This is a genomic window from Pseudomonas sp. lyk4-R2A-10, from assembly GCF_030209075.1.
Classification (GTDB): Bacteria; Pseudomonadota; Gammaproteobacteria; order Pseudomonadales; family Pseudomonadaceae; genus Aquipseudomonas; species Aquipseudomonas glycinae.
Genome location: NZ_JARVSR010000009.1, coordinates 58768 through 78487, shown reverse-complemented (window position 1 = coordinate 78487; position 19720 = coordinate 58768). Strand labels below are relative to the sequence as shown.

Sequence of the window (19720 nt, the reverse complement as noted above, 5' to 3'; positions counted from 1 at the left end):
CCCGCGCCTGCTCCTGCTCCTGCTCCTGCTCCTGCTCCTGCATCGACATTGGCACCAGCACCAGAATCTGCTTTCGCTTTGGCTTCCCACCACTCAACACAATGAGCGTTAGCTCGAGTACCGCTTTTGACGTACCGGCCCCGTTGGAAGGCTGAGTGGAGGGATTTATCCGGGGGTGGGAGCGCAGCGACCGTGCGGCGCAGCCGCATGCATCGAGAGGAGGTGCAGCGAAGCAAACCGTAGGCGATGCCCCCGGATGAATCCCGGAGCGAAGGAACCCCGAGCCTCAGCGAGGGGCCGAACATTGGGGCAAGCCCTTTTGGTTCCTTTTGGGGCGTTTGCCAAAAGGGACTCGCTGTAAAAGCGAAACCGCCAGCGGCAACACCCGAAGAAACGGATATTCACCCAATCCCAAAGAGCCTGGTCGGCCCAAAGGCCGCCAAGTCCAAAGCCTCAAACCCGAGCCTGACTCTTACTCCAATCCGTCAACAAACTATAAGCAACCGCCAAAAGCGTAGGCCCAATAAACAACCCGATAAACCCAAACGCAATCAGCCCCCCAAACACCCCAAGCAACACAATCACCAACGGCAGATTCCCGCCCCGGCTGATCAGATACGGCTTGAGCACGTTATCCACGCCACTGATGATGAACGTCCCCCAGATCCCGAGAAACACCGCCATCCCGTACTCGCCCTTCCAGGCCAGCCACGCCGTGGCCGGAATCCACACCAGTGGCGGTCCCATCGGAATCAGACTGAGCAGGAACGTCACGATCCCCAGCACCAGCGCCCCCGGTACCCCGGCAATCAGGAAACCGATCAGCGCCAGCACCGCTTGCGCCGCCGCTGTACCGATCACCCCGTTGACCACCCGCTGCACCGTACCGGCCACCAGATCGATGTAGTAACCAGCCCGATCACCGATCAGGCGTTCCAGCAGACTGTGCACGAACGCCGCCAGTCGCGGCCCGTCACGGTAGAAAAAGAACACGAAGACAATGCTCAGGGTCAGCTCGAGAATCCCGCTGCCGATCTGCGCACTGCGCGCCAGCAACCAGTTGCCGACCTGCCCCAGATAAGGTTTTACAGTCACCATCAGGGCCGCACCCTGCTGATCGATGCTGTTCCAGATCCCGACAAGACGCTCACCCACCAACGGCACGCCGCCCAGCCAGCTCGGCGCCTCAGGCAATCCGTCGACCTGCACATCCTTGATAAACGCCGTGGCATCGCGCACGTGATCGGCCAGATTGAACCCCAGCCACACCAGCGGCCCCGCCACCAGCAGCATCCAGCCCATGGTCAGCAACAGCGCCGCGAGGGATTCCCGGCCATTGAGCCAGCGGGTCAGCAAGCGCATCAGCGGCCAACTGGCAAACGCCAGCACCGCGCCCCAGAACAGCGCCGACCAGAACGGCGCCATCACCCAGAAACTGGCACCAAACAGCACCAGCAACAGGATCTGCACCAGCAGACGATCATTATTGGGCATGTAAAATCTCGAAAAAAATCAGTCAGGCAAAGAGTAGGCGAACACGTCGAGCGTGTCCGCCAAAAACACCTTATCGCAACAGATCGATGCGCAGACCTTCGCCGTCGACACTGCCGGTTTCCATTCGCGCGGCGCGCACGCCCTGCCCGATCAGCGCCTGCCGCCAGGCCTCGGCCTTGGGCCCGGACACTGTCACCCGCAACGTGGTGTCGAGGTTCAAGCCACGGGACAGCAAGCGCAGCCAGGTGTCATCCGGATCGCCGGCCAGTTTTGGAAAATCCAGTTCGCCGGTGCTTTTCAGCTCCCGCAGCAGCGTGGCCGAGGTCGGCAGCAGGTCACCGAGCGGTGCCAGCGCCTCGAACTGTTCGACGTGCAGATAGGCTTTGCGATTGCCCCGGGTGATGCTGTACAGCGCCACCAGCGTGTTGTCGCGCGGGGCCGCGAGCCTCAGCAGCAGATAGGCCTGCTGCTCGTCGGCACCGTACAGCTTGGCATTACCGAACACCTCATTGGCCCACAGGCTGCTCCCGCCGCAATCCCGGGCCTGGCACCAGAACAACAGCTGGGCATCCTGTTTTTGCAGGGCTTCGCGAGCGAGGGTGAAGGCTTCGGTGGCGGAATGTTCCGGCGGCAATTCGTAGGTCACCGAGGTGGTTTGCCCCCGAGCGCTGACCTGGCCGTCGAAACGCAACTGGCCGCTGATCTTGCGGATCGAGCCGAGCGGGTAGATCCGCTCCAGCTCCACGGCGGGGCGATAGTCGACGATCTGCGCATCGGCCACACGCGGCACGATCGGCAGGTCCTGACTGCCCGGCAGGTCGGCAGCGAATAGAAAGGGACTGAAACAGCACAGCGCCAGCAGACTGATAGATCGCATGGACAGGCTCATCGCAGGGGCATGGCCTGGGTGCCTTGAGGGCAGTTCGAAGTCGCAGCGGTGTAGAAATCCATCTTGGTTGTCTCCCATTTCAACCTGCCCAGCCTCGACAGTTGCCGGGAGCAAGTCAAGGAATGGCGAAGAACCGATTGAAACAGTCTGCGACAAGGCCGGCCCCGGCCTCATCGTTCAGGTGCAGATGGTGCCCGCCCGGCAGCTGTTCCCGGTCAAAGGGTAGACGCTCCAGCAGCTCCGAATGTCTGGCCAGCATGCCGTCAGCTGCGACCACCAATTGCGCAGGGCAGGCAATGCGCTGGACGAAAGCCATCGCCTGTTCCTGGGTCAGACGCAGCGGCGACGGCAGGGTCAGGCGGTTGTCGGTGCGCCAGGTGTAACCGCCGGGCACCGGCATCAGTCCGCGTTGCGCCAGCAGTTCGGCGGCTTCGCGACTGACCGCCACCAGCCCTTTCATCCGCGCCTCGATGGCCCGGTCGAGAGTGTTGTAGACCGGTTTGCGCTTTTCCCGAAGATCGAGCTGCGCCTGTAGTGCCATTCCCATACGCTCGGCGGCGTTCTCGCCTTTGTCGGTAGGAGGAATTACCCCGTCGATCAACGCCAGATGGGTGATGCGTTCGGGCAACGAGCCAGCCAGCACCAGCGAAACAATGGCGCCCATGGAGTGCCCGAGCAGGCCGAAACGTTTCCAGCCGAGTTGCTCGGCGACCTGCAGCACGTCATGGGCGTAGTCCCACAGCGCGTAACCGGCGCCGTTAGGCCGATGCCCGGAGTGCCCGTGACCGGCCATGTCCAGCGCCACGATGCGCAAGCCTTTGAGCTTCGGCGCCAAGCGCGCGAAGCTGTTGGCGTTATCCAGCCAGCCGTGCAGGGCGATCACCGGCAACCCGTCTTCCGGGCCGAACAGGTGCGCCGCCAGTTCGATATGCGGCAGGCTCAGGCGCACTTCTTCGACGGCGGGGTTCATGCGCAATCCTTGTCTTGCCGGCGCTCCCAGCGATCGAACAGGTTTTTCAGTAGTTGTGCGGTGTCCTGCGGACGCTCAAGCGGAAACATGTGCCCGCCGGGCACGGTCAGCGACTCGCCCTGAGGCAGGCGTCCGACAAATCGGGTGTGGTGGTTCATCACCACGCGGCTCTTGTGTCCACGTACCACCGCCAGCGGCACTTTCAATTGCCGGGTATGCGCAGGACTGGTGTGCGGCACGCCGCGATAGATGCTGATCTCGGTTGCAGGATCGAAGCGCAGGCGCAGTTTGTCGCCGACCTTGTGCAGACCGTGCTGCAGGTAGGCATCGAAACATTCCGGATCAAAGCTGCGAAACAACGTCTTGCCGGCAAAATAACCACGGGCACTGTCCAGATCGGCAAACTCTTCGCGCCGCCCCAGCGTGCGGCCGGCCGGGGTCAGTTTGTCGATGAAACCAAAGCGCTTGGCGGCACGGATCACCCATTGATCGGTGCGGGTCAGCACCGGCGAGTCGAGCATCACCACGCCCCGATACAGTTCAGGGCAACGCAGTGCGGCGTGCAAATGCAGCATGCCGCCGAAGGAATGGCCGACACCCCACACCGGTTCATCTTGCTGTTGCAGATGATGGATGAGTTCGTCGACCAGGTGGTACCAGTTGTCACCCGCCGGGAAACGCGGGTCATGGGCGTGTTGTTCCAGATGCGCGACCCGGTACTCGGGCGCTAGCGCCGCGAACAGTTTGCCGTAGGTACCCGAAGGGAAACCGTTGGCGTGGGCGAAGAAGATCGGTTGCGACATACCGGCAAATCCATGAGCGAAAAACAGGCGTTGATTGTCCGTAAGACCGCGTCCCACAGCAATGACCGTAACTGCCAGGAATGATGACAGTCCGGTCAGGGCTATGACACTTGCGCCATCAACGCGCCGGCGGTTGTTCTCCCAGCGGCACCACCGCCATGGTCAGGCGCGACACACAACTGGCCTTGCCTTCATCGCTGGTCAGACGGATGTCCCAGACGTGGGTGGTGCGGCCGATGTGAATCGGTTTGGCCACCGCCGTCACTCGCCCGCTGCGCAGACCGCGCAAGTGGTTGGCGTTGATTTCCAGGCCCACGCAATAGAACTTGCTGGCGTCGATGCACAGGTAACTGGCCATCGAACCGACGGTCTCGGCCAGCACCACCGAGGCGCCGCCGTGCAGCAGGCCGTAAGGCTGGTGGGTGCGATGGTCGATGACCATGCTGGCCGTCAGCGATTCCTCGTCGAAGGACTCGAAGCGAATGTCCAGCACTTCGCCGATGGTGTTTTTCTGGATTGCGTTCAACTGCTCGATGTTCGGAGTGGTGCGCCACAAGGTCATCGCAGGCTTCCTTTGTTGTTTTGATCGACGCTCAATCCTGCCACAGCACCGCCTCGCTGCGCTCGCTCCATTCTTCGAAGCGTGCTCCGTAGGTGTCTTCGATGATGTTGCGTTTGATTTTCAGGGTCGGCGTGAGGAAGCCGTTCTCCACCGCCCAGCTGTCCTTGACCACCACCAGCCGGCGCAAACGCTCGTGTTTGTCGAGCACGGCGTTGACCTCCTCCAGCAGTTTTTCCAGGCTCGAATGCAGCGGCGCGCGGGGCTCTTCCCGGCCCACGGCGGAAAGAACGCACAACCCCAGCGGTGCACTCAGGCCATCACCGACCACACAGACCTGTTCGATCCGCGAATGCACCGCCAGCCGGTTTTCGATCGGCGCCGGGGCGACGTATTTGCCCTTGCTGGTCTTGAAGATTTCCTTGAGCCGCCCGATCAGGCGCAAGCGCCCTTCGGCGTCCTGCTCGCCCTTGTCGCCAGTGCGCAGGAAGCCGTCTTCAGTGAGAGTTTCGGCGGTTTTCTGCGGTTCCTTGAAATAGCCGAGCATGTTCGCCTGGCTGCGCACCTGCACTTCGCCGGACTCGTCGATCCGCACTTCAACTTCGGGGCACGGCCGGCCGATCCAGCCTTCCTTGTATTGCCCCGGCAGGCAGATGTGCGAATAACCGCAGCTTTCGGTCATGCCGTAGACCTCCAGCACGTCGAGCCCGAGTTTCTGATACCAGCGCAACAAGGTCAGCGGCACCGGCGCCGCGCCAGACAGCGCTACGCGCAAGGCATCCAGCCCCAACCCCGCCAACACCTTGTGACCGACCCGCTTGCCGATGAAGGGCAGACCGAGCAGGAAATCCAGACGTTTCGCCGGGATCTTGCTGTAGACACCCATCTGGAACTTGGTCCAGATCCGCGGCACACCGAACATCGCCGTTGGTCGCGCCCGCTTGAGATCGGCGAGGAAGGTGTCGAGGCTCTCGGCGAAAAACACCGTCTGCCCGGTGTAGATCGACGCCAGTTCGACGAACATCCGCTCGGCCACATGGCACAGCGGCAAATACGACAGCAGCCGGTCGTTCTCATTGAGGCCGAACAGCTGCGTACCGCGCGTCGTCGCGAATCCGAGATTGGCGAAGCTGTGCATCACGCCCTTGGGCAGGCCGGTGGTGCCGGAGGTGTAAATAATCGTCGCCAGTTGCTCGGCGGCGGGACGTGGATCGTCCTGGATCGGCGAGCTGCGTTGCAGGTCATCCCAGTTGAAATCGAACGTGCCCGGTGGGTGCAGCGGCAGGCTGACGGTGGTCAGGCCCGCCGGCACGCCTGGCGACATACCCGGCCAGTCATCGAGTTTGCCGATGAACGCCAGCACGCTTTCCGAGTGGGTCAGCACCTGATTCACCGATTCGGCGGTGAGGTTCGGATAGAGCGGCACCGAAACGTGCCCGGCCATCCAGATCGCCAGATCGGCGATGATCCAGTGCGCGCAGTTTTTCGAGATCAGGGCGATGTGGCTGCCTTGCGGCAATTCCCGGGATCGCAGCCAGTGCGCCGCGCAGCGAGCCTGATGGCCGACGTCGGCCCAGGTCAGTGTCTCGACCTGCCCGCCGCCGATCGGCTGCACCAGAAAACGCTGACGCGGGTGCCGGGCCTCGCGTTCGTAAAACACGTCCAGCGGCAAACGGAAGGCGGAAGACATTCGACTCGCTCCTGTTTTTTGGTCTGGAGCAAGCGTAGTCAACCAAGCAAGTGCTTGGTTGACTATTTCGTACAAAAAATTTCAGGGATGTTTAAGGCTGTTTAGCGTCATCGAACCGATCAGCAACTCGCTATGTTCGAGCTCGGCCAGCCCGGCGGTGCTGACCTTTTCCGGTGGGTAGCCCGCGCCGTGTTGCAGGTAGCTGAGCAGATTGCCCACCAGCGGATTGTGGCTGACCAGCAGCACGTTGCTCACCGACACCAGTTGCTCGGCCACGCGGTCCGGGTCAACTTCCGGGGTCAGCCACTCGACCGTGCGGATCTCAGGCTCGAATCCAAGGGCTTCGCGCACCAGTTGCGCCGTCTGCTGCGCCCGCAGGTACGGGCTGGCGTAGATGGCGGTCAGCGGCTGGCCCATCAAGCGGGCCGCGCTGCTCAACACTTCCTGGCGACCGTGGGCGGTCAGTTCTCGCTCGGAGTCGGGGCGCGAGCCATAAGGCTCGGCCTCACCGTGACGCAATACCCAGAGTTTCATAGCTTGGGTTCCTCATCCCGAACCGGATGCGGTGCCGGCGCGACGACGTGTGGCGCCTCACCTTCCGGCGTACGCGGCGCCGGCCAGTCGGCGAACGGCCAGGGTTTCTGGTCGCTGTGGAAACTGCCGAAACGACCGATCTGTGCCAGAAACTGGCTCAGGCTGTCGCCGAAATTCATCAGGCTGGCGCTCGGGGCGCCATAGATCAAACGATAGATCAACTGCACCAGCACCACCGCGCCGAGGATGAACTGCGCCACCTGCCAGACCAGGATGTAAACAATCATCCACAACACCCGCAGGAGGATGGATTCATATTTGGCTTCGGTTTTCGGATCGTTCATGGCCTGCTCCCTGCTGAATCAGTTGAAACCACTGGTGGAAATAAAGTCGACATCGGTTTTCGGTTCGGCACGCATCAGCAGACCGATCACCTGCTCAAGCGTGCGCCCTTCGAACAGGATTGCATGCAGTCCGGCGACCAGCGGCATGTACACGCCGACCTCCTGGGCCTTGGCCTTGAGCACTTTCAGGGTGTTGACGCCTTCGGCCACTTCACCCAGGCGCGACACCGCTTCGTCGAGGCTCAAGCCCTGACCGAGGGCGAAACCGACCTGGTAGTTGCGGCTTTTCGGCGACGAGCAGGTAACGATCAGATCGCCGACACCGGCCAGACCGAGGAAGGTCATCGGGTTGGCGCCCTGATTCACCGCAAACCGGGTCATTTCGGCCAGGGCGCGGGTGATCAGCATGCTCTTGGTGTTCTCGCCCATTTCCAGCGCCACCGCCATGCCGGCGATGATCGCGTAGACGTTTTTCAGTGCGCCGCCCAGCTCCACGCCGAAACGGTCGGCGCTGGCGTAGACGCGGAAAGTGCGGCCATGCAATGCGGCCTGCACGGCTTTGCAGAGTTCTTCGTCTTCGCTGGCGACCACGGTGGCGGTCAGCGCGTGCTCGGCGATTTCCCGCGCGAGGTTCGGCCCGGACAGCACGCCGATGCGTGCCTGCGGGGCGATTTCTTCGAGAATCTGGCTCATCAGTTTGAAGGTCTGCGCTTCGATGCCTTTGGTCAGGCTGACCAGCATCTTGCCGCTCAGGCGTTCGGCATGCGCCGCCAGCACTGTGCGCAGTGCGCTGGACGGCAACGCGACGAAACACAACTCGCAGGCGTCGAGGGTTTCCTGCAGGTCGGTGACCGCGGTCACGCCGGGCAGAATCTTGATGCCTTTGAGGTAACGCGGGTTCTCGCGATTGACCCGGATAGCCTCGGCCTGTTCCGGGTCACGCATCCACTGCCGGACTTGATGGCCGTTCTCGGCCAACAGATTGGCCACGGCGGTACCGAAACTTCCGCCTCCCAGGACCGCAATCGGGCGCTGTTCAGTCATATGTAATCCGTTAATCCATACCAGTGGCGATGCCGGCATTATACGGAGCGTCCCCTTCTCGGACAGCCCCGGCGTCAATTACCCGCACTTGTAGGAAGAAGACCAATAAAACCGAGGAAAATGCCTGCAACGTGACTGGAAAAGTCGTCGACCTCGGTTAACATGCGCGCCAATTCTTTGCTATCAAGGCTGCGTCGTGTTTTCTGGCCCCCCTTCCCCGCGTTCGTCCCTGCTGCTGGCGCTGCTGTTCAGCCCGGTGCTGCTGGCGGACGACCTGTTTGTCGACAGTGAGGCCTTGCCGCAGATCCTGACCGCCACGCGTTTGAAACAGTCGCCAGCGGAAGTCCCCGGCAGCATGACCGTGCTCGACAGCGAACTGATCAGCGCCAGTGGCGCCCGGGACATCAGTGAACTGCTGCGGCTGGTGCCGGGGATGATGGTCGGCAACATCAGCGGCAATCAGGCCGTGGTGAATTATCACGGAACCAACGCCACTGAAGCCCGGCGCATGCAAGTGCTGATCGACGGCCGCTCGGTGTACCGCGCCGGCCTCGCGACGGTGGACTGGAGCGACATTCCGGTGGCCATGGAAGATATCGAGCGCATCGAAGTCTTTCGCGGCCCGAACACCGTCAGCTACGGCGCCAACGCGCTGATGGCAGTGGTCAACATCATCACCCGTAACCCGGCGGACAGCCACGGCACGCGGCTGAAGCTGACGCGCGGCCAACGCGGCATCAACGACTTCTACGCCAGTCAGAGTACCGGCTGGAATGGCGGCGATCTGCGTCTGTCGCTGTCCGGCCAGGAAGACGACGGCTTCGACAGCGATCGCACTGGCGCCGATTACCGCGACAACCGCCGCTTGAACCGCTTCAGTCTCGCCGTCAGCCAGACCCTGAGCGACAACCAGAGCCTGGACTGGCAGATCAACGCCAAGGACGGGACCAATCAGCGGCCTTACACCTACCGACCGGTGTTCTCCGGGATTACCGCTGCCGGGAACAATTCCGACGTGGTTGCCAAGGACTATGCCGGTTCGGTGCGCTGGAATCTGGACCTCAATCCCGATCACAGCCTTTATGTGCAAGGTTCTGCGCAACACTGGGATCGCCAGCAAACCTGGCGCGCCTGTGACGCCGAAGTGTCGTTCAGCCCGCAATTGACGGAGCTGTGGCAACTCAACCCGAACTACACCGAGCGTTTGGCGCGCAACATGACGCTGTTCACCGGCCCCGGCGCACCCGCCGGTACACCGCAGGAAATGGCCCTGGCCAATCAAGTGCTGGACCAATGGCGCAACGGCGCTCGACAGACCCTGTGCGGCGACATCGACCAGAGTGCCCGGGAATCGCGCTACGACCTGGAATTGCAGGACACCCTCAGCCTGTCCGATAGCCTGCGTCTGGTCAGCGGCCTGAACTATCGTTACGACCGGGCCGATTCCGAGACCTATTTCAACGGCACGCTCGACGACACCACGTGGCGCGCCTTTGGCCAACTGGAGTGGCGCGCCAGCGAACACTGGTTGTTACAGGGCGGCGCCATGTTTGAAGACACGCAATTGATCGGCAGCTCACTGACGCCCCGGTTTGCGATCAACTACCTGTTCAACCCGCGCCACAGCCTGCGAGCGGTGTACTCGGAAGCCATCCGTTCGCCGGACATGTTCGAGAACAACGTCAACTGGAGTTATCAGGTGACCAACCTGCGGCCCGCCGCCTATGGCCAGTCTTCGGCCCGCTACTTCGTCAAGACCCGGGGCCCCGGCGATCTGGACCAGGAGCACATGCGCTCGCGGGAACTGGGCTACAACGGCTATTTCCCGGAGTGGGGCCTGGCGCTGGATGTGAAGCTGTTCTACGACGAAATCACCGGGATGATCAGCGAGCCGCTGCGCAACAATCAGTACATCGCCAGCAACGCCAACGACTCGCGCTTTCGCGGCACCGAAACGCAACTGGACTGGCGCCTGAGTGCGGCCGACCGCTTACGCCTGACCTACGCCTTCGTCGACGCCGAGGCGAGCAACCCGCTGGATCAGCAATTCACCGCACGCAACAGCGGTTCGGCGGGCTGGCTGCGCGATTGGGGCCACGGCTGGAACAGCGCCCTCTTCTACTACGGTGACAACGCGCTCAACGGTTACCGCTTCGAGCGGGTCGACACGCGGATCGCCAAACGCATCGCCCTGGGCAAGGCCCAGCTGCAACTGGCCGGCGTGCTGCAACAACGCCTCGACCATGAGCCGACCACGTTCGTCGACAACAATTACGACGAACGCCGCGTGGTGTATTTCAGCGCCGAGCTGGAGTTCTAGATGCGTTACGCCATGTCACGGAAGATGCCAACGCTCGGCCAATGGCTGGCCGGGCTGTGTCTGTTCCTGACGGCGTGGCTGCATGGCGTGGCGGTGCAGGCGGCCGACATTCTGCTGACTGGCGCCGAAGAAAGCCCCGGCGTGCAGTCCTTCGTCCAGGCCCTGAGCGAACTGCGCCCGACCGACCGCGTGCATTTCCAGCCGCTGGCCAGCCTGCCGGCGCCGGGCAAGTTGCCGTCGAGCCTGCGCCTGATCCTGCTGGATCTGCCGAGCCTCGACTGGCGCATGCAGGAAAGCCAGGGCCCGGCGACGTTGGTGCTGCGCATCAGCCGCCTGCAGGCCCGGCAACGCTTCGGCGACGCGCAACCACCCCACTTGAGCCTGCTGTGGGCCGATCCGCCGCTGAGTCGTCAGCTGCAACTGATCAGCCGGATTCTGCCCCAGGCTGGACGAGTGGGCGTGCTGTTCGATCAGCACAGCGAGTTCCTGCTCAAGGAGCTGCAATCGGCCGCCCAGCCGCTGAAGCTGCAAATCGTCCCACAGCGCTGGGACAACACCCACGACAGCCGTCCCTTGCAGACAGTGCTGAAAAACAGCGACGTGTTGCTGGGCCTCGACGACCCTGACCTGTACAACCCGAAAACCGCGAAGAACCTGTTGCTCAGCAGTTACTCTCGGCAACTGGCGCTGGTCGGGCCGAATGTCGCTTTCGTTCGCGCCGGCAGCCTGGCCAGTACCTACAGCGATCAGAACGACTGGCTGGCCGTCCTCGACGAGTTGCTGGACCGGCCACCGGCCACCTGGCCGCGCACGCTCTATCCCGGGCGTTTTAAAGTCTCAAGTAATGCGCAGGTGGCTCGTTCCTTAGGGATAGAACCGATCAATGAAGCGTCTGTCGCCGCAGAGCTGGCCGAAGGAGAGCGCCGCCCATGATTTTCCGCCGTTGGGACATCAACACCCGCACCCAGTTGATCAGCCTGGGCCCTGCGCTGTTGCTGACCTTGCTGCTGATCAGCTTTTTCACCTTTGTGCGCATTCAGGATTTGCGTCAGGAGCTGAACCACACCGGCCAACTGATCGCCAACCAGCTCGCACCGGCCACCGAGTACGGGGTGATTTCCGGCAACAACGAAGTGCTGGAAAGCCTGCTCAAGGCCACGCTGGCCACGCCGAACGTGCGGTTTCTGGAAGTGCAGGACAGCGCCAATCGGATTCTCTCTTACGTCGAACAGCCGGCGGATGCGCACAATCGTCCGCATCAGGTCGAAGTGTTCCAGGCGCCGGTGCGGCTGCAACGCATCGCCTTGCACAACGATTTCTTTCAGGACGGCAAGAGCAGCCCCGGCGTGGCCAGCGAGGACTATCTGGGACGGGTGATCGTCGGTCTGTCGAATGACGCGTTCAGTCAGCGCCAACAGGAAATTTTGCTCAAGGCCGGGATTCTCGCGTTGTTCGCCCTGCTCTTCACGTTCGTCCTGGCGCGGCGGCTGGCCGGCAGTCTGTCGCAGCCGATTCGCGACATCGGCAATGCGGTCAAGGCGATTCAGGACGGCGATTACAAGACCCCACTGCCGATTGTAGACGACACCGAACTGGGCGCCCTGTCCCAGCACATCAACAACCTGGCCCAGGCGCTGGAACAGGCCAGCCGCGAGCAGCATCAGGCGATGGCGCAACTGATCCAGACCCGCGAAGAGGCCGAGAAAGCCAACAACGCGAAATCGGATTTCCTGGCGATGATGAGCCATGAACTGCGCACCCCGATGAACGGTGTGCTGGGCATGCTGCAATTGCTCGAAACCACCGACATGACTGAGGAGCAGGTCGAGTACGCGGCGCTGGCTTCCGAGTCCACCGAGCATTTGCTCAAGGTGATCAACGACATTCTGGATTTCTCGCGCATCGAGCGTTCGGAACTGGAGCTGGAGCACATTCCGTTCAACCTCGCCGAAGTGATCGGCGCCTGCGCCCAGTCGTTCCAGCACAGCGCGGCGCAACGCGGGTTGGCCCTGCAGCTGCGAATCCCCGAAGACTTGCGCGACTTGCAGGTCCAGGGCGATCCGACGCGGATCCGGCAGATTCTGGTCAACCTGGTCGGCAATGCCTTGAAGTTCACCGAACAGGGACGCGTCAGCATCGAGGCGCAGTGGCAGTCGCTGGATCACGAGTTGCTGTGGTTCACCTGTGCGGTGCGTGACAGTGGCATCGGTATTTCGCCGGAGAGCCTGGAGCTGATGTTCAACGCGTTCCAGCAGGCTGACAGTTCGATTTCCCGTCGTTATGGCGGCACCGGCCTGGGCCTGCCGATTGCCCGCACGCTCGCCGAACGGATGGGCGGCACCTTGCGCGCCCAGAGTGAAGAAGGTCGCGGCTCGGTGTTCACCCTGGAAATACCACTGGCCCTATATAAGCAGGCGCTGCCCGCGCTTGCCGCACCGCGCACATTGAACGGTGCAAGTCACGGCGAAGGCCGAAATGTGCTGCTGGTCGAGGACAACCCGGTCAACCAGACGGTGATCGAAGCGATGCTGCGCAGCCTGGGCTTTACCGTCAGCGTCGCCACCGATGGCGTGCAGGCGGTGCGCAGTGCCGGGGACAACCGTTTCGAAGCGATTCTGATGGATTGCCGCTTGCCGCTGATCGACGGTTACGAAGCGACCCGGCGGATCCGGCAGCTGCCCGGCTGCGGCCAGGTGCCGATCATCGCCCTGACCGCCAATGCTTTACAGGGCGACCGGGAAAACTGCCTCGCGGCGGGCATGAACGATTACCTGGCCAAGCCATTCAAACGCAATGATCTGCAGCAGATTCTGCAGCGATGGGTGCAGTAACAGGGCCCTTTCGAGCATCTGCGACTGGCGTGAAAAGCGAAAGTGCGGCAGTCTTAGGCACCCGAACGAGCCTCAAAAGGGGCTTGATTAAAAATTTCAGTGCACAAGTGTACATTCATGTCCTTGGTGCTGTGACTTTCACCACAACGCAATAGTCTATGAGTAGGCTGCCGGTTCGAGGCATGAACGCGTCGATCGGCCGGGAAGATTTGCCCCACCTGCCGCATGGGATTATTGAGGAGCTCGCATGACCAAACAAAACGCCTTTACTCGGGAAGACCTGCTGCGCTGCAGTCGCGGTGAGCTGTTCGGCCCAGGTAACGCGCAACTGCCCGCCCCGAACATGCTGATGGTGGATCGCATCACCCTGATCAGCGAAGAAGGCGGCAAGTACGGCAAAGGTGAATTGGTCGCCGAGCTGGATATCAACCCTGACCTGTGGTTCTTCGCGTGCCATTTCGAAGGCGATCCGGTGATGCCGGGCTGCCTGGGTCTGGACGCCATGTGGCAACTGGTCGGTTTCTTCCTGGGCTGGCAAGGCCTGCCGGGCCGTGGCCGTGCGCTGGGTTCGGGCGAAGTGAAATTCTTCGGCCAGGTTCTGCCGACCGCCAAGAAAGTCACCTACAACATTCATATCAAGCGCGTCCTCAAGGGCAAGCTGAACCTGGCCATCGCCGACGGTTCGGTGACTGTCGACGGTCGCGAAATCTACACCGCCGAAGGCCTTCGCGTCGGCGTGTTCACCTCCACTGACAACTTCTAAGGGTTATTCGCATGCGCCGCGTCGTTATCACTGGTCTGGGCATCGTTTCGTGCCTGGGCAATGACAAAGAGACCGTCTCCGCTAACCTGCGTGCAAGCCGCCCTGGCATCCGGTTCAACCCGGAATACGCCGAAATGGGTCTGCGTAGCCAGGTTTCCGGCTCCATCGACCTCAACCTTGAAGAGCTGATCGATCGCAAGATCTATCGCTTCGTCGGCCACGCAGCGGCTTACGCCTACCTGGCCATGAAAGACGCCATCGCCGACTCCGGTCTGACCGAAGAGCAAGTGTCCAACCCGCGTACCGGCCTGATCGCAGGTTCCGGCGGCGCGTCGACCCTGAACCAGATGGAAGCGCTGGACATCCTGCGCGAGAAAGGCGTCAAGCGCGTCGGCCCATACCGTGTAACGCGGACCATGAGCAGCACCGTTTCGGCTTGCCTGGCCACGCCGTTCAAGATCAAGGGCCTGAACTACTCCATCGCTTCTGCCTGCGCCACCAGTGCTCACTGCATCGGTACCGCCATGGAACAGATCCAGATGGGCAAGCAGGACATCGTGTTCGCCGGCGGCGGTGAAGAGGAGCACTGGAGCCAGTCGTTCCTGTTCGACGCAATGGGCGCTCTGTCCAGCAAGCGTAACGACACCCCGGAACAAGCCTCCCGCGCCTACGACGCCGACCGTGACGGTTTCGTCATCGCTGGCGGTGGCGGCATGGTCGTGGTCGAGGAGCTGGAACACGCTCTGGCCCGTGGCGCGAAAATCTACGCGGAAATCGTTGGCTACGGCGCAACGTCCGACGGCTACGACATGGTGGCCCCGAGCGGCGAAGGCGCGATCCGCTGCATGCAGCAGGCGCTGTCCACCGTCGATACCCCGATCGACTACCTGAACACCCACGGCACTTCGACTCCGGTCGGCGACGTCGCGGAAATGAAAGGTGTGCGTGAAGTATTCGGCGACAAGGCCCCGGCCATCAGCTCCACCAAGAGCCTGTCGGGTCACTCCCTGGGCGCCGCCGGCGTTCACGAAGCGATCTACTGCATGCTGATGATGGAAGGCAACTTCATCGCCGGTTCGGCCAACATCGACGAACTGGACCCTGAAGTGGCCGATCTGCCGGTGCTGACCAAGACCCGCGAGAACGCCACCATCAACACCGTGATGAGCAACAGCTTCGGCTTCGGTGGCACCAACGCCACCCTCGTGCTGAAGCGCTGGGAAGGCAAGTAATTCCCTCCCGCTGAGCCGCACATGAAAACGCCCCGACCGGTTCGGGGCGTTTTTTTTCGCTTGGAGAAAGGCATTTTCAGCGGCGCCAAGATGAAACGTTTGTCATGCAACTTACCGCCCTGCGACTGAATGTCGCGGATTCCGCGGGCTCCAGCGCTGTTGCAGATTTCGCAAGAATACATTGCACGAATCGGACATTTACTTAGCAGGCTAACAAAATCTATAAAAGAGGCCTGCACACGCCTTGCTGCAGATAACTTGAGATTTGGAGCTAGCAGATGACTGTAAAAGTAACTGAACGCGACGATTCACACATGTCCCATGAAGGCGTAGCCGCCGGCGTACGGATCTGGGATGTGCATCAACAAGACTTGCTGGTCGGCATGTTCCACAACGAGATCGACGCCCACAACTACAAGGCCGAACTGGAACTGCAGGAACGCCAGCGGGATCTGAAATCCGCCTGAAGCAAAACCACAGCATTGAAAACGACAAACCCCGCCATGAGCGGGGTTTGTCGTTGTTGGGTGCTTCAGGGCCGCTTCGCAGCCAGACGAGACCCGATTACCACATCAGATCATCAGGGATCACATAGGCCGCGTACGGATCGTCCTCGGCATTGACCTCTTCAACCTTCTCGTTGAGCTGCACGATGCGCTGTGGATCGCGCTCCTGGATCTTCAGGGCCGCCTCACGAGGAATCACTTCGTAGCCGCCGGCATGGTGCACGATCGCCAGCGAGCCGCTGCTGAGCTTGTTGCGCATCAGCGTGTTGACGGAGATGCGCTTGACCTTCTTGTCGTCGACGAAGTTGTAGTAGTCCTCGGTCGTCAGCTTCGGCAGACGCGAGACTTCGATCAACTGCTTGACCTGCGCAGCGCGGGCCTTGGCCTCGGCCTTCTCCTGCTGCTGACGGTTCAGCTCCTGATCGCGCTTGACCTTCTCGGCCATGGCTTCCTGGGCGGCGCGCTGCTGGGAGTCATCCAGTTCGATCTGGCCTTTGTGGGCCAGACGCTGTTGTTTCTGTTTGTCTTTGCTGACCTGCTTGGCCTGCTTTTGGTTGACCAGCCCTGCTTTGAGCAACTGGTCGCGAAGGGAAAGGCTCATTGATGCTTACTCACTTGGGCAACGGCTCAGCCGCAGCTGGGCAAATTCTTTTCCTGACGTTTGGCTTCGCCCCACAGGGCGTCCAACTCTTCGAGGGTGCAATCTTCCATGGGTCGATGGGTGTCGCGCAATGCCTGTTCGATAAAACGGAAACGTCGCTCGAACTTGGCGTTGGCGCCACGCAATGCAGTTTCCGGATCGACCTTCAGGTGCCGGGCCAGATTGACCACCGAAAACAGCAGGTCGCCGATCTCGTCCGCCACCGCTTGCGGGTCATTTTCGGACATGGCTTCGAGCACTTCATCGAGTTCTTCGCGGACCTTGTCCAGCACCGGCAACGCATCCGGCCAGTCGAAACCGACCTGCCCTGCGCGCGTCTGCAACTTGGCCGAGCGGGACAGTGCCGGCAACGCAGCCGGCACATCGTCGAGCAGTGACAGTTGCTGCGGCTCGGCGGACTTCTCGGCACGTTCTTCGGCCTTGATCTCCTCCCAGCGCTGCTTGACCTGCTCTTCGTTCAAACGTGGCACGTCCAGCGGCGCATACAGATCGCCGGTCGGGAATACGTGCGGATGACGACGAATCAGCTTGCGCGTGATGCTATCGACCACCCCGGCAAATTCGAACCGCCCCTCTTCCCGCGCCAGCTGGCTGTAATACACCACCTGAAACAGCAGATCGCCCAACTCCCCCTGCAAGTGGTCGAAGTCGCCGCGCTCGATGGCATCGGCGACTTCGTAGGCCTCTTCAAGGGTGTGCGGGACGATGGTCGCGTAAGTCTGCTTGATGTCCCACGGGCAACCATACTGCGGGTCGCGCAGACGATTCATCAGGTGCAGCAGGTCTTCAAGGCTGTAGATCGGTTTCATGGAGTCCGGTTACGCCGCGTTTCGATGATGTTCGGCAACTGGGAAATCCGCCCCAGCAACCGCCCCAGCGCGTCCAGACCCGGAATCTCGATGGTCAGGGACATCAGCGCGGTGTTGTCCTCCTTGTTCGAGCGGGTGTTGACCGCCAGCACGTTGATCCGCTCGTTGAGCAGCACCTGCGAAACGTCACGCAGCAGACCGGAACGGTCGTAGGCGCGGATGACGATGTCCACCGGATAGGTGAGCACCGGCACCGGCCCCCAGCTGACCTGGATGATCCGCTCCGGCTCGCGCCCGGCCAGTTGCAGCACCGAGGCGCAGTCCTGACGGTGAATGCTCACGCCACGGCCCTGGGTGATGTAGCCGACGATCGCATCGCCCGGCAACGGCTGGCAGCAGCCGGCCATCTGGGTCATCAGGTTGCCGACGCCCTGGATCTGGATGTCGCCGCGCTTGCCCGGCTTGTAGCCGGTGGCCTTGCGCGGGATCAGTTCCAGCTGTTCGTTGCCGCGTTCCGGCTCGACCAGCTGTTGCGCCAGGTTGACCAGTTGCGCCAGACGCAGGTCGCCGGCCCCGAGGGCGGCGAACATGTCTTCGGCGGTTTTCATGTTGGCCTTGTCGGCCAGCTTGTCGAAATCCACCGCCGGCAGGCCGAGGCGATTGAGTTCGCGCTCGAGCAGGGTCTTGCCCGCCGCGACGTTCTGGTCGCGTGCCTGCAGCTTGAACCAGTGCACGATCTTCGCCCGCGCCCGGGACGTGGTGACGTAGCCCAGGTTCGGGTTCAGCCAGTCGCGGCTTGGGGTGCCGTGCTTGCTGGTGATGATCTCGACCTGCTCGCCGGTCTGCAGGCTGTAGTTGAGCGGAACGATGCGCCCGTTGATCTTCGCGCCACGGCAGTTGTGACCGATTTCGGTGTGCACGCGGTAGGCGAAATCCAGCGGCGTCGCGCCCTTCGGCAAGTCGATGGCGTGACCGTCCGGGGTGAAGATGTAGACCCGATCCGGCTCGATATCGACCCGCAACTGTTCGGCCAGACCACCGATGTCGCCCAGCTCTTCGTGCCACTCGAGGACCTGACGCAGCCAGGAGATTTTCTCTTCGTAGTGATTGGAGCCGGACTTGACGTCGGTGCCCTTGTAGCGCCAGTGCGCGCAGACGCCGAGCTCGGCCTCTTCGTGCATCGAATGGGTCCGGATCTGGACTTCCAGCACCTTGCCTTCCGGGCCGATCACCGCCGTGTGCAGCGAGCGGTAGCCGTTCTCTTTCGGGTTGGCGATGTAGTCGTCGAACTCTTTCGGGATATGCCGCCACAGGGTGTGGACGATGCCGAGCGCGGTGTAGCAGTCGCGCATTTCCGGCACCAGCACGCGCACCGCACGCACGTCATAGATCTGGCTGAATTCCAGACCCTTGCGCTGCATTTTGCGCCAGATCGAATAGATGTGTTTGGCCCGACCGCTGATGTCGGCTTCGACGCCGGTGGCTTGCAGCTCGTCCTTGAGCTGGGTCATCACATCGGCGATGAAACGCTCACGATCCAGCCGCCGTTCATGCAGCAGCTTGGCGATCTGTTTGTATTGATCGGGTTCCAGGTAACGGAAGGACAAGTCCTCCAGTTCCCATTTGATATGGCCGATGCCGAGTCGATGCGCGAGCGGCGCATAGATGTCGAACACTTCCCGGGCGACCCGGTTACGTTTTTCGTCGTCGGCGGTTTTCACTGCACGGATCGCGCAGGTGCGTTCGGCGAGCTTGATCAGCGCGACACGCACGTCGTCGACCATCGCCACCAGCATCTTGCGCAGGTTTTCCACCTGGCCCTGGGTGCCGAGCACCATCGACTGGCGGGGGCTGAGGCTGGCACTGATTGCCGCCATGCGCAGCACGCCGTCGATCAGCTTGGCGACCACCGGGCCGAAGCGCTGGCTGACCGCCGCGAGTTCGATCTGGCCTTCGCGCACGCCGCGATAGAGAACCGCAGCCACCAGCGAATCCTGATCGAGCTTGAGGTCGGCAAGGATCTCGGCGATCTCGAGGCCAGTGCTGAAACTGCCGCTGCCTTCGGACCAGAGATTCTTCGCTGCATTGGACTGTTGCTCGGCCTGGCGAGCGTACTCGCAGGCCTCTTTCAAGGCTTCGCGATCCAGTGCCAGATCGACACTGACCGCATGATCGAGCCAAGCCTCGAGATTGATACTGCCGTCAGTGTTGATCGGCTGGTGTGCTCTCACCTGTACCATCTTGCTTTACCTTCCCTACGACGCAGATTCA

General features: G+C 61.8%; 18 protein-coding genes. 6 read left to right on the top strand and 12 right to left on the bottom strand.

Going from position 1 to position 19720, the window contains the following annotated elements; translation table 11 throughout:
* Positions 1-453: 453 nt before the first annotated feature.
* The 9 genes from QRN46_RS13305 to QRN46_RS13265 all read right to left on the bottom strand — a co-directional run bounded on the left by QRN46_RS13305 (position 454) and on the right by QRN46_RS13265 (position 8327).
* Positions 454-1494: an AI-2E family transporter gene (locus QRN46_RS13305; protein ID WP_011335470.1), complete on the bottom strand. Its 1041-nt coding sequence runs from the start codon at positions 1492-1494 to the stop codon at positions 454-456.
* Between the two features lie 70 nt (positions 1495-1564).
* Entirely contained in the window at positions 1565-2371 is an 807-nt protein-coding gene (locus QRN46_RS13300) for a DUF4892 domain-containing protein (protein ID WP_285355117.1), read from the bottom strand.
* A 127-nt stretch (positions 2372-2498) separates the two neighbouring features.
* Entirely contained in the window at positions 2499-3353 is an 855-nt protein-coding gene (locus tag QRN46_RS13295) for an alpha/beta hydrolase (RefSeq protein ID WP_201815937.1), read from the bottom strand.
* Entirely contained in the window at positions 3350-4156 is an 807-nt protein-coding gene (locus QRN46_RS13290; RefSeq protein WP_085683559.1) for an alpha/beta fold hydrolase, read from the bottom strand. The genes QRN46_RS13295 and QRN46_RS13290 overlap by 4 nt, the downstream gene beginning before the upstream one ends.
* Before the next feature lie 118 nt (positions 4157-4274).
* A complete protein-coding gene (locus tag QRN46_RS13285) occupies positions 4275-4718 on the bottom strand; it encodes a hotdog fold thioesterase (RefSeq protein ID WP_007957810.1) in 444 nt (147 codons plus the stop codon).
* Between the two features lie 31 nt (positions 4719-4749).
* Complete coding sequence (locus tag QRN46_RS13280) at positions 4750-6405, bottom strand: AMP-binding protein (RefSeq protein ID WP_285355112.1); 1656 nt, start codon at positions 6403-6405, stop codon at positions 4750-4752.
* 81 nt (positions 6406-6486) lie between these two features.
* Entirely contained in the window at positions 6487-6939 is a 453-nt protein-coding gene (sixA, locus tag QRN46_RS13275) for a phosphohistidine phosphatase SixA (protein ID WP_011335473.1), read from the bottom strand.
* Positions 6936-7283, bottom strand: coding sequence for a DUF4389 domain-containing protein (locus QRN46_RS13270; protein WP_011335474.1), 348 nt, complete (start codon positions 7281-7283; stop codon positions 6936-6938). The genes sixA and QRN46_RS13270 overlap by 4 nt, the downstream gene beginning before the upstream one ends.
* Positions 7284-7301: 18 nt before the next feature.
* On the bottom strand, positions 7302-8327 hold the full coding sequence (locus QRN46_RS13265) for an NAD(P)H-dependent glycerol-3-phosphate dehydrogenase (RefSeq protein ID WP_041475401.1): 1026 nt from the start codon (positions 8325-8327) through the stop codon (positions 7302-7304).
* 196 nt (positions 8328-8523) lie between these two features.
* Between QRN46_RS13265 and QRN46_RS13260 the strand changes: the two genes are divergently transcribed.
* From QRN46_RS13260 to QRN46_RS13235, 6 genes are all read left to right on the top strand, one after another.
* Positions 8524-10647: a TonB-dependent receptor plug domain-containing protein gene (locus tag QRN46_RS13260; RefSeq protein WP_285355108.1), complete on the top strand. Its 2124-nt coding sequence runs from the start codon at positions 8524-8526 to the stop codon at positions 10645-10647.
* A complete protein-coding gene (locus QRN46_RS13255) occupies positions 10648-11580 on the top strand; it encodes an ABC transporter substrate-binding protein (protein WP_201815942.1) in 933 nt (310 codons plus the stop codon).
* The gene (locus QRN46_RS13250; RefSeq protein WP_201815943.1) at positions 11577-13478 is read left to right on the top strand and encodes an ATP-binding protein; all 1902 of its coding nucleotides are present in this window, start codon (positions 11577-11579) and stop codon (positions 13476-13478) included. Before QRN46_RS13255 ends, QRN46_RS13250 begins: the two co-directional genes overlap by 4 nt.
* A gap of 247 nt (positions 13479-13725) precedes the next feature.
* The gene (gene fabA / locus QRN46_RS13245; RefSeq protein ID WP_003227150.1) at positions 13726-14241 is read left to right on the top strand and encodes a 3-hydroxyacyl-[acyl-carrier-protein] dehydratase FabA; all 516 of its coding nucleotides are present in this window, start codon (positions 13726-13728) and stop codon (positions 14239-14241) included.
* Positions 14242-14252: 11 nt separating this feature from the next.
* Positions 14253-15473, top strand: a complete 1221-nt coding sequence (fabB, locus tag QRN46_RS13240) for a beta-ketoacyl-ACP synthase I (protein ID WP_007957797.1) — start codon at positions 14253-14255, stop codon at positions 15471-15473.
* A gap of 278 nt (positions 15474-15751) precedes the next feature.
* On the top strand, positions 15752-15940 hold the full coding sequence (locus QRN46_RS13235) for a hypothetical protein (protein ID WP_007957795.1): 189 nt from the start codon (positions 15752-15754) through the stop codon (positions 15938-15940).
* A gap of 97 nt (positions 15941-16037) precedes the next feature.
* On the opposite strand, the gene QRN46_RS13230 is transcribed toward QRN46_RS13235, so the two are convergent.
* Genes QRN46_RS13230 through relA form a run of 3 tightly spaced genes read right to left on the bottom strand, consistent with a single transcriptional unit; the run spans position 16038 to position 19689 of the window.
* Positions 16038-16580: a DUF2058 domain-containing protein gene (locus tag QRN46_RS13230; protein ID WP_011335479.1), complete on the bottom strand. Its 543-nt coding sequence runs from the start codon at positions 16578-16580 to the stop codon at positions 16038-16040.
* Positions 16581-16606: 26 nt separating this feature from the next.
* Positions 16607-17440: a nucleoside triphosphate pyrophosphohydrolase gene (gene mazG, locus QRN46_RS13225; protein WP_285355135.1), complete on the bottom strand. Its 834-nt coding sequence runs from the start codon at positions 17438-17440 to the stop codon at positions 16607-16609.
* 5 nt (positions 17441-17445) lie between these two features.
* Entirely contained in the window at positions 17446-19689 is a 2244-nt protein-coding gene (relA, locus tag QRN46_RS13220; protein WP_007957789.1) for a GTP diphosphokinase, read from the bottom strand.
* Between the last annotated feature and the right edge of the window lie 31 nt (positions 19690-19720).

What these genes read in the sequence shown, in the direction of transcription:
- QRN46_RS13305 (WP_011335470.1), bottom strand. Translation starts at nt 1,494, where the DNA reads ATGCCCAATAATGATCGTCTGCTGGTGCAGATCCTGTTGCTGGTGCTG.
- QRN46_RS13300 (WP_285355117.1), bottom strand. Translation starts at nt 2,371, where the DNA reads ATGCGATCTATCAGTCTGCTGGCGCTGTGCTGTTTCAGTCCCTTTCTA.
- QRN46_RS13295 (WP_201815937.1), bottom strand. Translation starts at nt 3,353, where the DNA reads ATGAACCCCGCCGTCGAAGAAGTGCGCCTGAGCCTGCCGCATATCGAA.
- QRN46_RS13290 (WP_085683559.1), bottom strand. Translation starts at nt 4,156, where the DNA reads ATGTCGCAACCGATCTTCTTCGCCCACGCCAACGGTTTCCCTTCGGGT.
- QRN46_RS13285 (WP_007957810.1), bottom strand. Translation starts at nt 4,718, where the DNA reads ATGACCTTGTGGCGCACCACTCCGAACATCGAGCAGTTGAACGCAATC.
- QRN46_RS13280 (WP_285355112.1), bottom strand. Translation starts at nt 6,405, where the DNA reads ATGTCTTCCGCCTTCCGTTTGCCGCTGGACGTGTTTTACGAACGCGAG.
- sixA (WP_011335473.1), bottom strand. Translation starts at nt 6,939, where the DNA reads ATGAAACTCTGGGTATTGCGTCACGGTGAGGCCGAGCCTTATGGCTCG.
- QRN46_RS13270 (WP_011335474.1), bottom strand. Translation starts at nt 7,283, where the DNA reads ATGAACGATCCGAAAACCGAAGCCAAATATGAATCCATCCTCCTGCGG.
- QRN46_RS13265 (WP_041475401.1), bottom strand. Translation starts at nt 8,327, where the DNA reads ATGACTGAACAGCGCCCGATTGCGGTCCTGGGAGGCGGAAGTTTCGGT.
- QRN46_RS13255 (WP_201815942.1), top strand. Translation starts at nt 10,648, where the DNA reads ATGCGTTACGCCATGTCACGGAAGATGCCAACGCTCGGCCAATGGCTG.
- QRN46_RS13250 (WP_201815943.1), top strand. Translation starts at nt 11,577, where the DNA reads ATGATTTTCCGCCGTTGGGACATCAACACCCGCACCCAGTTGATCAGC.
- fabA (WP_003227150.1), top strand. Translation starts at nt 13,726, where the DNA reads ATGACCAAACAAAACGCCTTTACTCGGGAAGACCTGCTGCGCTGCAGT.
- fabB (WP_007957797.1), top strand. Translation starts at nt 14,253, where the DNA reads ATGCGCCGCGTCGTTATCACTGGTCTGGGCATCGTTTCGTGCCTGGGC.
- QRN46_RS13235 (WP_007957795.1), top strand. Translation starts at nt 15,752, where the DNA reads ATGACTGTAAAAGTAACTGAACGCGACGATTCACACATGTCCCATGAA.
- QRN46_RS13230 (WP_011335479.1), bottom strand. Translation starts at nt 16,580, where the DNA reads ATGAGCCTTTCCCTTCGCGACCAGTTGCTCAAAGCAGGGCTGGTCAAC.
- relA (WP_007957789.1), bottom strand. Translation starts at nt 19,689, where the DNA reads ATGGTACAGGTGAGAGCACACCAGCCGATCAACACTGACGGCAGTATC.